General features: G+C 62.3%; 11 protein-coding genes. 7 read left to right on the forward strand and 4 right to left on the reverse strand.

All coding sequences use genetic code 11. The annotated features are described in order from the left end of the window. Positions 1 to 199 precede the first annotated feature (199 nt). The gene (recO, locus tag ADU59_RS06890) at positions 200 to 946 is read left to right on the forward strand and encodes a DNA repair protein RecO (RefSeq protein WP_068953039.1); all 747 of its coding nucleotides are present in this window, start codon (positions 200 to 202) and stop codon (positions 944 to 946) included. A gap of 14 nt (positions 947 to 960) precedes the next feature. Beyond that, complete coding sequence (locus ADU59_RS06895) at positions 961 to 1470, forward strand: PaaI family thioesterase (protein ID WP_068953041.1); 510 nt, start codon at positions 961 to 963, stop codon at positions 1468 to 1470. A gap of 6 nt (positions 1471 to 1476) precedes the next feature. On the opposite strand, the gene ADU59_RS06900 is transcribed toward ADU59_RS06895, so the two are convergent. From ADU59_RS06900 to ADU59_RS06910, 3 genes are all read right to left on the reverse strand, one after another. Further along, entirely contained in the window at positions 1477 to 1755 is a 279-nt protein-coding gene (locus tag ADU59_RS06900; protein ID WP_068953043.1) for a type II toxin-antitoxin system RelE family toxin, read from the reverse strand. Beyond that, entirely contained in the window at positions 1745 to 1993 is a 249-nt protein-coding gene (locus ADU59_RS06905) for a type II toxin-antitoxin system Phd/YefM family antitoxin (RefSeq protein WP_068953045.1), read from the reverse strand. Before ADU59_RS06905 ends, ADU59_RS06900 begins: the two co-directional genes overlap by 11 nt. Positions 1994 to 2106: 113 nt before the next feature. Next, positions 2107 to 4140, reverse strand: a complete 2034-nt coding sequence (locus ADU59_RS06910; RefSeq protein ID WP_068953046.1) for a PhoX family protein — start codon at positions 4138 to 4140, stop codon at positions 2107 to 2109. Between the two features lie 188 nt (positions 4141 to 4328). Here ADU59_RS06910 and ADU59_RS06915 point away from each other — a divergent pair, with 188 nt between their 5' ends. From ADU59_RS06915 to ADU59_RS06925, 3 genes are all read left to right on the forward strand, one after another. Continuing rightward, complete coding sequence (locus ADU59_RS06915; protein ID WP_068953048.1) at positions 4329 to 7190, forward strand: DUF2339 domain-containing protein; 2862 nt, start codon at positions 4329 to 4331, stop codon at positions 7188 to 7190. A 40-nt stretch (positions 7191 to 7230) separates the two neighbouring features. Next, positions 7231 to 7887 (forward strand): HD domain-containing protein, encoded by a 657-nt coding sequence (locus ADU59_RS06920; RefSeq protein ID WP_068953050.1) that lies wholly within the window; start codon positions 7231 to 7233, stop codon positions 7885 to 7887. A gap of 81 nt (positions 7888 to 7968) precedes the next feature. Then, positions 7969 to 8814, forward strand: coding sequence for an MOSC domain-containing protein (locus ADU59_RS06925; protein WP_068953052.1), 846 nt, complete (start codon positions 7969 to 7971; stop codon positions 8812 to 8814). Positions 8815 to 8833: 19 nt separating this feature from the next. Here the strand turns inward: ADU59_RS06925 and ADU59_RS06930 are convergent, their stop codons facing one another. Then, on the reverse strand, positions 8834 to 9826 hold the full coding sequence (locus ADU59_RS06930; protein WP_068953054.1) for an aldo/keto reductase: 993 nt from the start codon (positions 9824 to 9826) through the stop codon (positions 8834 to 8836). Positions 9827 to 10140: 314 nt separating this feature from the next. Here ADU59_RS06930 and ADU59_RS06935 point away from each other — a divergent pair, with 314 nt between their 5' ends. After that, on the forward strand, positions 10141 to 11385 hold the full coding sequence (locus tag ADU59_RS06935) for an MFS transporter (RefSeq protein ID WP_068953056.1): 1245 nt from the start codon (positions 10141 to 10143) through the stop codon (positions 11383 to 11385). Positions 11386 to 11559: 174 nt separating this feature from the next. Beyond that, entirely contained in the window at positions 11560 to 12639 is a 1080-nt protein-coding gene (gene nadA, locus ADU59_RS06940) for a quinolinate synthase NadA (RefSeq protein ID WP_068953058.1), read from the forward strand. Positions 12640 to 12643: the final 4 nt, after the last annotated feature.

Raw genomic sequence — 12643 nt, forward strand, 5'->3', positions numbered from 1 at the left:
CCGGCCCGCCCTCAGTTTCCAACCGCATGGGATAAGAAAGCGTTTCGGACCGGTGAGTGATGTTGAAGGCCGATTCTAGCGCGAGAATGCGCGTAGAACGTGGCAATCCCGTACACGCAAGGCGGTGCAACGGCGCAAATCAGCGCCTGTCTCGAAGCGATGATTGTTTTCACCCTTCGTCGCAGGTAAAACTGCTGTCATGCAATGGAGCGATCAGGCCATCATCATCGGCGTCAAGCGGCACGGCGAAACCTCTGTCGTCGCCGAGGTCATGACGCTTGCGCATGGACGCCATCTCGGGATGGTGCGGGGTGGCCGCTCGCGGACGATGCAGCCGGTGTTGCAGCCGGGAAACGAGGTGGAGGTCACCTGGCGGGCACGGCTGGACGAACATCTGGGGGAATTCCGCATCGAGCCGGTCCGGCTACGGGCGGCGCGGCTGATGGAGGCGGCAACCTCGGTCTATGGCGTTCAGGCCATGGGGGCGCTGCTGCGGCTTCTGCCCGAACGCGATCCGCATCCGCATCTCTATGAAGCGCTCGACGTCATCCTCGAAAACATGCACGATCCGAGCGATGCTGGCGAACTGTTCGTGCGTTTCGAGATCGCGGTTCTCAATGATCTCGGTTTTGGCCTCGATCTGGCGGAATGCGCCGCGACCGGCACACGCGACGATCTGGTCTACGTTTCGCCGAAATCCGGCCGTGCCGTCAGCCGCGCGGCGGGTGCGCCCTATGCCGGCAAGATGCTGGCGCTGCCGGGGTTTCTCGCCGGTCGCGGTGCCGCCGACTATGACAGCCTGGCCGCGGCCTTCCGCATGACGGCCTTTTTCCTCCACCGCCATGTCTACGAGCCGCGCGGTATCGGCCTGTCTGCTGCCCGCGACGGTTTCGTCCAGGCGGCGCTCAAGGCGCTGAAGCGGCAGGACACGGTCGCCCATCCATAAGGAACCCTGAAAGAATGACCGTCGAGCTCTACCCTGGAATGACCGTCTCCGGCATCGGTACGGTGCCGCTGGAAGCCGTTGCGCGCGATGGCGGTCTGAAGGCGATGCTGGATCTTCTGGCCGGCATTCATCCCGCACCGCCGATGGCGGCGACACTCAAGTTCGGATTGAGCGAAGTCGAGGAGGGCAGGGTGATGTTCAAGGGCCTGCCATCGGCCGAACATCTCAATCCGCTCGGCACGGTGCATGGCGGCTGGGCGGCAACGATCATGGATTCCGCACTCGGCTGCGCCGTCATGACCACGCTGAAGCCGGGCGAGGCCTATACGACCGTCGAGTTCAAGGTCAATCTGGTGCGCCCGCTTTTGCCCGGCATGGGCGAGGTGTCCTGCGAAGGCAGGATCGTCCATCGCGGTCGGACGCTGGCAACCTCGGAAGCCTTTCTGAAGGATGGGAATGGCAAGCTGCTGGCGCACGGCACGGAAACCTGCGCGATCTTTCCGATCGAGAATTTGATGCGGTGAAGCCTATCACTTGTCAGTTTTCACATAGACGTGGTTTCGATCACGCCGGCCAACCGCAATGACCAGAACGACGACCTCAAGGTCTCTGACCTCGTAGACCAGACGGTAGCCCACGGCACGCAATTTGATCTTGTAGCGGTCCCTGGAGCCCGACAATTTTGCCGCGGGAACGCGCGGCGTCTCAAGGCGCTCCGCAAGTTTCTTCTTGAACTGTTCGCGCGTGCGGCTGTCCAGCTGATGCCATTCTTTCAGCGCCGGTGCCAGAAACGCCAGTTTATAGCTCATCGATATCAACGGGTACGACGGCTTCACCGGCGCGCGCGTCGGCCAATGCGTTCAGTTCCAGATCTTCAAGACGATCGAGCATGGCTTCGAACGCCACAGCAGGGACGCAATAAAATGCCGGCTCGTTGTGGTTGAGAATGGCAACCGGGAATCCTTCCCCCGCAGCCACGGTCCCCATCGGATTGCGCTTCAGTTCGGAGATGCTGGCGCTGGTCTCCGCCAAAATTCTGCTCGCCATGCGTCTTCCTTTTCGTATTTTATTTGGCAACAAAAATAGCACCTTTTTGAGGTTCTTGAAACGAAAAATGGCGCCGCAAATGCAGCGCCATGTCTCAGTTTCGTGATATGGCGTCAGCCGATCTTGCCGCCGCTCTGTTTGGTGATGGCGAGAACGGCCGGACGGACCGGCATGTCGGCCTTGAAGTCCGGCCAGCGCGTCGCCGGGTTCTCGAAAGTTGCAAGACCTGCGTCGCCCGGATGCTGGACGGCGACGAAGAACGTGTCGGAGGTCGGGTTGAAGCTTGGGCCGCACATTTCGGCGCCGACCGGCACCCGGAAGAACAGCTTCGACGTGCCGCGTGCCTCGCCTTCGGTGTCGATGGCCCAGATCCCGTCGGTGCGTCCGGTATCCTTCTCGTTGTTGCCGTCGGTCGCCACCCAGAGGCGGCCGTCGGTATCGATGGCGCAATTGTCCGGCATGCCGAACCAGCCGTTCTTCGTGGTGGCGGTCGAGAAGGACGCCCCGACATCGGCCACCGACGGATCGCCGCATTTCAGCAGGACGTCCCATGTCGATTGGGTCGATGCGAAATCGCCGTCCGTTTCGGTGATTTCGACGATATGGCCAAAGGCATTCTCGGCGCGCGGATTGGCGGCATCGATCTGATCCGCCTTGCGCTTGGTGTTGTTGGTCAGCATCACATAGACCTTGCCGGTCTTGGCATTTGGCTGGATGTCTTCCGGGCGGTCCATCTTGGTGGCGCCCAGCGCATCCGAGGCAAAGCGGGTGTTGATCAAAAGGTCGGCCTGGCTTGCAAAACCGTTGGCAACCGTCAGCGGGCCTTCGCCGTGGATAAGCGGCATCCATTCGACCGTGCCGTCGGCATCGAATTTCGCCACATAGAGCGTGCCCTCGTCGAGCAGATCCATGTTGGCAGCGCGATCGTTCGGGTTGAACGTGCCTTTGGTCACGAACTTGTAGACATAGTCGAAGCGCTCGTCGTCGCCGCAGTAGAACACGACGCGGCCGTCCTTGTTGACCACCGATTCGGCGCCCTCATGCTTGAAGCGGCCAAGCGCGGTGCGCTTCTTCGGCACGGAGGTGGGGTCCATGACGTCGACTTCGACGATCCAGCCGAAGCGGTTGGATTCGGTCGGCTCCTTGGAGACGTCGAAGCGGTCGTAGAATTTCGACCATTCATATTGTCCGCCCGGAATGCCGAGACGTTTCATCTGCGCGAATTCCGGATGGTCCTTGGCCATCTCGCCGCCGAAATAGCCGTTGATGTTCTCCTCGGCCATCACATAGGTGCCCCAGGCGGTGACGCCGCCGGCGCAGTTGTTGATGGTGCCGAAAACCTGTCTGCCGGTCGGATCGGACGGTGTCTTCACCCGCTCATGGCCGGCAACCGGGCCGGAAAGCTGCATCTCGGTCTTGGCGGTCAGGCGGCGATTGTACTTGCCGTCGAGCACCGGTTGCCACTTGCCGTCGACCTTGCGGATTTCGATGATCGTGCCGCCATGGGCCGCCATCTCGATATCGACGAGGTCCTTGGTGTATTCGCCGAGCTTGACCTTTTCCTCCTCGACCTGCTTGCCATCCTTGATGACCGGCTGGCCGTCCTTCATCACCTTTTCCGTCACGACGGTGGCGAACTTTGGAAACATGATTTCGGCATTGGTATATTCGTGGTTGACGACCAGCAGGCCGTGATCCGGATTGCCTTCGAGCGGGATGAAACCAACATAGTCGTTGTTGTAGCCGAACAGCTTTTCCTGGGCCGCTGCCGTCTGGTTCAGCGGATCGAAATCCGGGCTGTCGGCAAACAGCTTGTCGCCCCAGCGCAGCAGGACATCGGCATCATAGCCTTCGGCGACATGGTGGGTCTCATCGATACCAACTTCGATTTCCTTGAAGTCGAAGCTCGACATGTCTTCGGCGCGGGCATCGTCCGCCGTCAGGATCGCCAGCGGGCTGACGGTGGTGGAAATGGCCGCGACGGCAAGCGAACCTGCGATGAACGACCGGCGGGAAAAGCGGCGATTGATGATATCGCCCATGGTCGGGTTGGTGGAACAGTTCTGGCCGATGTCTTCAAGCTCCTCACGGCGGTCGGTCAGCGTCTTGAATTCGGTTTCGGCTTGGGTGTCGGCAAGATGATCCATGGTCCGTTTTCCTCTTTGTCCGGGTGTAGCGCGGCAGGCGCGTCGGCCCATCCATAACCGCTGCGCCATGACAGGTTCGCGACAATCCGGTGAGGAGATTGCGGTGCAGCAAGGTCTTCGATTTTGCCTGCGGACGAAAAGCTGTATGGTCTGCGCGATTGCGCCGCTGCCGGCGCCGGGGAGAGAATATGATTGAAGTCATTGCTTTCGTTGCTTTTGCCATTGCGCTGGCAGCATTTCTCAACGGACGCAAGACTGCCGAGCGGCTTGAAATCGAAGTGGCGGCATTGAAGGAGGAGCTGAAGCGGATCGAAGCTCTGCGTTCTGGTTCTCCTGCGGCGGTTATCGCAGAGGAAGCCGCCGATCCGATCGCGGCCGTGGAAAACACGCCTCAAACGGTGAAGACGGTCGAAGCCGAGCCAAGGCATCGCGCCGATATCAAAAAGGGCGATGCGATCTTCGGCGGACCGCCGCCGCCCAGCCAGGATGCGGTCGAAAAGGCCTCACGCGGCGAACCGGTGGCGGCGCGGGCTGCCTCAGTCACGGCGATCGATGCCGTTGCCCCACGGCCGAAGGAAAGCCTCGAAAGCCGCCTCGGCGCGCGCTGGGCCGTCTGGGTCGGCGGTGTCGCTCTGGCATTCGGCGGCATCTTCATGGTCAAGTATTCGATCGATGCCGGATTGCTCAGTCCGGCGGTGCGGCTGTTCATGGCGGCTGTCTTCGGTCTCGTTCTGATCGGCATTGGCGAATTCGTTCGCCGCCGCGCCATGCCGCTGGTCGCCGATGCGTTCCAGAATGCAATGATCCCCGGTATCCTGACGGCGGCGGGTGCCGTGACGCTATTCGGCGTCTGCTATGCCGCCCATGGCGTCTACGGTTTCATCGGGCCGGTAACGGCCTTTGCGCTGCTGGCGCTGGTTTCTCTGGGCACAGTCGGTCTGTCGCTGCTGCACGGGCAGGCCCTGGCCGGGCTCGGTCTTCTGGCATCGCTGCTTACCCCGGCCTTGGTATCGTCGCAAAGCCCCAGCCCCTGGAGCCTGTTCGGCTTTCTCGGCATTGCCTGGATCGCCACGCTGCTTGCGGCGCGCATCCGCCGCTGGACCGTCGTGCCGTCGATTGCCAATATCGGGCTTTGCCTCTGGGCACTTGCCTATATCGCCTCGTCGACGCCGTTTGAAACGCTGCCCGTAACCCTTGTCATGCTGGTGATGATTGCTGGCGTAGCGCTTGTCTGGCCGGGCCGGTCTGTTGACGATATCGCGGCTGTCCCGCAGGAAACGGCGGACGGCCAGCCGGTTGCCGCACCGCGAACGCCCTGGCAGCGCGTCATGGCGCCGCCCTTTGCCGCGATCACGGTGACGGCGAGCGTGTCGGCGCTGCTGACGGCGCTTGCCATGATCAGCCCTCTGGCCACGGCATCCGGCTATCCGGTCACCGAGTTCGGCCTGATCGTTGCGGCGCTCGCGGCTCTTGGCGCCTTGCGCGCCTATGCGGTCTATCCGGCCTTGCTCGCAGCCTTTGCCGCTGTTGTCGGCGTCTGGAGCATGACGGCGCTGAGCGGTCTGCTCACCTTCATCGATCCGGCGATCCCCGGCCATATCGCAACCCTGGCTGTCTCCGGCCAAACGGCGATGCTGACCAGCATGGCGCTCTCGGTCGTGTTTATTGCGCTCGGAGCCGTGGCCAATCACCTGCATCGCACAGGCCAGCCGCCTCTGGCGACGATCTGGGCTGCGATCATGGCGATCGTGCCGTTTGCGCTCACCGGCATGTCTTTCCTGATGACTGGTAATCTGACGTTCGATCTGCCGCACGGGCTGTTTGCAATCGCGGCAGGCCTCGTCCTTCTCGGTCTCGCCGAATGGTTTTCGCGCAGCAACGTCTCTATCGAAAAACGCGATCTGCCCCAGGCGTTTCTGGTCGCCGGCTCCCTTGGCCTCTTCGTCATCGCCCTGCATGCGCTGACCGATGGCGTTGCGACGACGATCCTGATCGCGCTGCTGGGGGCGGCCTATGTCGCGGCGACGCGTCTGCGCCCTTGGGTGGCGCTGCCCTGGATGATGGTCGGTGCGGCCATCGTCGTGCTGGCCCGCATCGCCTGGGAACCGACCATCGTCGGGCCGCAGAATCTGGCAACGACCCCGGTCTTCAACGCGCTTCTCGCCGGTTATGGCATCCCGGCGCTGCTGCTGGTGCTCTCGGCTTTCGAGCTTCGGCGCTGGCCGGACCTGCGCGTGCGCAATCTGCTTCAGGCACTGGCCAGCCTGTTTGCGCTGCTGACGGTTGCCATCCTGGTGCGCCATGCCATGAACGGCGGCGTGCTCGACAGTGCGGTGCCGACGCTGGGCGAACAGGCGATCTACACGCTGCTCGCCATCGGCGCCTCCAGCATCATGATGACGCTCGACCGCAAGTCGCCAAGCCCGGTCTTCCGCTATGGCAGCATGGTGATCGGCGTGCTGTCGATGCTCTCCATCCTCAGTGCCCATCTGTTCGGCCTCAATCCCTATTTCAGCGGCGAACTGCTCGGCTCCGTGCCGTTCTTCGATTTGCTGCTGATCGGCTATCTGCTGCCGGGATTGGGCTATGCGGGGTTGGCCTGGTATGCGCGCGGCAAGCGGCCGGTGCCCTATGTCACCGCGCTCGCAATCGCCGGCGCCGTGCTCGTCTTCGTCTGGGCGACGCTGTCGGTGCGCCGCTTCTGGCAGGGGCAGAATATCGCCGACTGGAAAGGCTTCCTGCAGGGCGAAACCTACACCTATTCGGTGGTCTGGCTGCTGCTCGGCGTGTTGCTGCTGGTGCTCGGCTCCCGCTTCAATGCCAAGAGCATTCGCATCACCTCGGCGGTTCTGGTCTTCGTCGCGGTGCTGAAGGTGTTCCTGATCGACATGGCCAATCTCGAAGGTTTCCTGCGGGCGTTGTCCTTCATCGGGCTTGGCGGCGTGCTGATCGGCATCGGGCTGTTCTACCAGAAGGTTCTTTCCGGCAAGGCGGGTGCTGAGCCTGCCCCCCAGGTGGATGCCGAAGCGGAACCGGGGCAGACAGCCTGACTGTTTTGATGTCCGTGCTCTCTTTTTTTATGGATTTGACATGAGCCATACCGCTTCGCTTGCCGCCGCCTTTGCGCCTTACGAGGCCCTGGCGGAACAGTTGCTGCCCCATGCCGTCTCCGGCAATGACGGCTCGCATGATGCCGCCCATCTGATCCGCGTGTGGAAGAATGCGCTGCGGATCCATGGCTCGGAGGGTGGCGATCTGCGCATCATCGCCGCCGCCGTGCTGCTGCACGACTGCGTCTCGGTCGAGAAGAATTCGCCGCATCGCGCCCAGGCCTCGCGGCTTGCGGCGGAACGGGCGTTCGAACTGCTCGACGAGCACGGCTGGCGCACCGCCGAGATCACGGCCGTCGCCCACGCGATCCTGACGCACAGTTTTTCGGCCAATGTCCCGCCGGAAAGCCTCGAGGCCAAAATCCTGCAGGATGCCGACCGCCTCGACGCCATCGGCATGATCGGTGCGGCCCGCTGCTTCTACATTGCCGGGCGCATGGGCAGCGGGCTCTACGATCCGCTCGACCCTCTGGCGGTGGACCGCCCGCTCGACGACAAGGCCTATGCCATCGATCATTTCGAGACCAAGCTGTTCAAGCTGACGGACGGTTTCCAGACGGCGGCGGGCAGGGCGCTTGCCCGGCAGCGGCAGGAGCGGCTGCGTGCGGTGCTTGGCATGCTGATCGAAGAAATATAGCGAAGACAGATGTTTGCGAGAATTGCTGGAATCAGTCTGCAATGATCTTGAATCACAATCTGAACGCCTGGGAGTGACGACATGAAGGTGACCGGCCTCAACATTCACCCGCTGAAAAGCGGCCGTGCCATCGCGCAGACCTCCGTCTCGGTCCGGTTGGATGGCCTCGCCGGCGACCGGCGTTTCATGCTTGTCGATCCCGATGGAAAATTCATCACCCAGCGGGAACTGCAGGCGCTGGCGCAGGTCGAAGCCACGCATGTGGCCGGCGGCGTCCATCTGAGAATGGGCGCCCGCACGGCTACAGTGTCCTTTGATCCGGAAAGGCGGCTGGATGTTCGCGTCTGGGACAGCGAGGTCAATGCCGCCGTTTCTGACGACGGCGCCAGCACGACGCTCTCGGACTGGTTCGGCCGCCCGGTCAAGCTGGTGCATATGGACGCCGCCGCCGGGCGGGTGGTCGGCGAAGAATGGGCCGACGAGGCAGCGCCTGTCGGTTTCGCCGATGGATTTCCGGTGCTGATCACCACCACGGCGTCGCTTGCCGATCTCAATGTCACGCTGGTTTCCAAGGGGCAGGAACCGGTCGGCATGGACCGCTTCCGCACCAATATCCTGATCGACAACGACAACCCTTGGGAAGAGGATTTCTGGGAAAGCGTCGAGATCGGCGGCATCGTCTTCGACCTCGTCAAGCCCTGCGCCCGCTGCATCATGACGACGCAGGATCAGGTGACCGGCGAGCGCATCGGCGGCAATCCGATCCAGGGCCTTGCCGAAAAACGCATGTCCGCCGACCGCCGCGTCCCCGGCGTCCTGTTCGGCTGGAATGCCGTGCCGCGCGGCGAGGGGACGATTGGTCTCGGCGATGAACTGCGCGTGGTCAAGGCGCGGGAAGAGCGCTGGCCGATGAAGATCAGGGCCTGATCCCGCGCAAGCAACAGGTTTACTGTCGTTGCAGAGCCTGTTCCACCGCTTCCATGATCGAAGGCGACAATGGCCCCTTGTCCAGCGCCCCGGCATTTTCCTCGACCTGTTTGACCGTGCGAAAACCGGGGATCGGCAGCGTGTTCGGCGAGCGTGCCCAGAGCCAGGCAAGCGCGCCCTGCGTCAGCGTCCGGCCGTCCGAGCGCAGCAGGTCGCGGATCGAATCGAGCCGTCTGGAAAACGCCGGATCGACCGCGCCGTCGCGGAAATACTTCATCCAGTCGAAATCGGCGCTGCGCACGTCGTTTGCCGCCAGCCGGTCGCCGGACTTGAACTTGCCGGAGAGCAGGCCCATGGCCAGCGGGCCGCGATTGATCGAGATGAGGCCGGTCTTTTCGATGAGCGCGATCATCTCCCGCGCCGGCTCGAAAACATTCATCGTATGCTGGACCGAGACGAAACCGTCGCGTCCGGCAAAGCGCGCCGCCCGTTCCGGCCAGTCCGTGCTCCAGCCATAGGCGGTGATCTTGCCTTCCGCGCGCAGGGCGTCAAGCGTATCGAACACCGCGTTGGCTTCGATGAGATCGAACTCGTTGAGATGGAACTGGAGGAGGTCGATCCTGTCCCGATTCAATCGCTTGAGCGATGTTTCCAGCGAGGCACGGATAAAGTCCGGCGAGGCAAAGGCGCCGGTTGCCTGCTTGGTCGCATGGTCGGTAGCAAAGCCGAATTTGGTTGCCACGACGACATCGGGATGGGAGGCAAGCGCTTCGCCCAGAACCTCTTCGGAATGCCCGGCGCCATAGTTCGACGCCGTGTCGAAGAACCGGATGCCGAGATCGATGGCCCGGTGGATGGCACGGATCGATTCCGCATCATCGACATCACCCCAGCCGAGCGGCACGTCGCCGGCATAGAACGGCCCGCCGATCGCCCAGCATCCCATGCCCAGACGCGGGATGGTGCGCCCGTCCCAAAGCGTGATGCCGGTGGATCTGGTTTTGTCGAGCATGGTGGCCTCCCTGTGGTTTCAGGCCGGAAGCTATCAGCCGTTTCGCGGGTGACATAGAGGCAGTCCCGCAGTGCATTTTTCATTTTTGAAAAATAGACCGCGCCAGCGGTCTCCGATTGCGGCAAAGCCGGTTCGGCCGTCCATTCACGATTTCGACAGCGAGGATGCCGCGCTTTTATCGGCATGGTTCCCGAATTCCGCGCCGAACCATGGCATTCATCCATCAATATGGCTGATCGCACCGTGATTTTAATTCGCTTTTTTGGCGGCAGCTCCCGGCGTAGATTGGCGCACCAATCATCTGGAGTCGCTGAATGTCCGCCGTTTCATCCGCCGCCACCCCGCGAGCGCCCGCCACCAGTCCGGGTTTGCCCTGGCTGATCATCGTTGCCGGCTCTCTCATTGCCGTGCTGACCTTCGGGCCGCGCTCGGCCATGGGGTTCTTCCAGCTGCCGATGCTCGCCGATACCGGCTGGGACCGCACCACCTTCGGTCTGGCCATGGCCTTCCAGAACCTCGCCTGGGGCATCAGCCAGCCGTTCTTCGGCGCGATCGCCGACAAATACGGCTCGTGGCGGGTACTGGCCTTTTCCGGCCTCGTCTATGCCGGCGGCCTGATCATCATGGCCTTTGCAAACGCGCCGATCTGGCTGCATATCGGCGGCGGCGTGATGGTCGGTCTCGGCGTCGGCGCCGGCTCCTTCGGCATCCTCCTGTCGGCCTTTGCCCGCAACGTTACGCCGGCGCAGCGCTCCATGGCGTTCGGCATCTGCACGGCGGCCGGTTCCGCCGGCATGTTCCTGTTTGCGCCGCTGAGCCAGCGGCTGATCTCGACCTACGGCTGGTCCGACAGCCTTGTCTATATGGCCCTGCTGATGCTGCTGGTGCCGCTGTTCGCCATCCCGCTGCGCGGCAATTCGTCGTCCGGCACCCAGAAGGAAGCGCTCTACAAGCAGTCGATCGGCGAGGCGCTGAAGGAGGCGCTCGGCCACAAGAGCTACCTGCTGCTGATCTCCGGCTTTTTCGTCTGCGGCTATCAGGTGGCCTTCATCACCGCGCATTTCCCCGCCTATATCAGCGATATCGGCATCGACGCGCGCTATGCGGTGATCGCGCTGGCCCTGATCGGCTTCTTCAACATCATCGGCTCGCTCGCCGCCGGTGTCATCGGCCAGCGCTATTCGAAGCCTTATTTTCTCGCCTATATCTATATCGCCCGCTCGGTCGTCGTTTCAGCCTTCCTGCTTTTGCCGCAGTCGCCGACATCGGTCATCATCTTCGCGGCTGTCATGGGGCTGCTCTGGCTGTCCACCGTGCCGCCGACCAATGCGCTCGTCGCCATCATGTTCGGCACGCGCCATCTCGGCCTGCTTGGCGGCGTCGTCTTCCTGTCGCATCAGGTCGGCTCGTTCCTCGGCGTCTGGATGGGCGGTTATCTCTACGATCACTTCGGTTCCTATGATCCGGTCTGGTGGCTCGGCGTGGCGCTCGGCATCTTCGCGGCCATCGTCCATTGGCCGATCAAGGAACAGGCCGTGGCCCGTCCGGCGATGGCCTGAGCGACCCGCAAATTCTTGCCCTCCCGCTGAAAATAGCGGGAGGGCATTCTTGAAAACTGTCACAAAACTTTCTAAGTCTCATCCACCGGCCCTGCCGGTTTTGTTTTGATCCTGTTATGCTCATGTTGAGCAAAACAGGTTTGCCGCCGGAGGGGCGGTGAGAGGAGCAGTTCGATGACGATCGCACAGAACCCGGCGGCCATTCAGACTTCCGGCGCGCTGAAAACCGCCGCCGAGCGTTTCGGCATCCTCGAAAGGCCGGATCTGACGTTTACGCCGGAAATCGCCCGCGAGACGGCGCATCTCTACGAGCGCGTCAAACAGTTCGTTCCCGCCTTCGAATGGCCGGTCTATGCGCCCTATGTGCATGCCATCAACCGGCTGAAGAAGGAACGCGGCGCCGTCATCCTCGCGCACAACTACCAGACGCCGGATATCTTCCACTGCGTCGCCGATATTGTCGGCGACAGTCTGCAGCTGGCGCGGGACGCCACCAGGGTCGATTCCGAGATCATCATCCAGTGCGGCGTGCACTTCATGGCCGAGACCTCCAAGCTGCTCAATCCGGAAAAGACCGTGCTGATCCCGGACGGCAAGGCCGGCTGCTCGCTGTCGGAATCGATCACCGGCGCCGATGTGCGGCTGCTGAAGGAGCGCTATCCCGGTGTGCCTGTCGTCACTTATGTCAACACGTCGGCCGATGTGAAGGCCGAGACCGATATCTGCTGCACCTCATCGAATGTGCTCGCCGTCGTCGAAAGCCTGGAGAGCGACACCGTTCTGTGCATCCCGGATGAATATCTGGCGATGAACGTCGCCAAGCAGACGAAAAAGAAGATCCTCACCTGGAAGGGGCACTGCGAGGTGCATGAGCGCTTCACGGCAGCCGAACTCCTGGCCTACAAGGAAGCCGACCCGACGATCGAGATCATCGGCCACCCGGAATGCCATCCCGACGTCATCGCCGTCTGCGATTTCGCCGGTTCGACCGCTGCCATGATCAACTATGTCAAGGACAAGCGTCCGCCCCGCGTGCTGCTGGTCACCGAATGCTCGATGGCGTCGAACATCCAGGCCGAGGTCAAGGGTGTCGATTTCATCAAGCCGTGCAATCTCTGTCCGCATATGAAGCGCATCACGCTGCCGAAGATCCTCGACAGCCTGCTGTTCATGACGGAGGAGGTTCTTGTCGATCCGGCGATTGCCGGACGGGCAAGGCTTGCCGTCGAGCGGATGGTGAATTTGAAGCAGTAGAGGG

Source organism: Pararhizobium polonicum (genome assembly GCF_001687365.1).
GTDB lineage: Bacteria > Pseudomonadota > Alphaproteobacteria > Rhizobiales > Rhizobiaceae > Pararhizobium > Pararhizobium polonicum.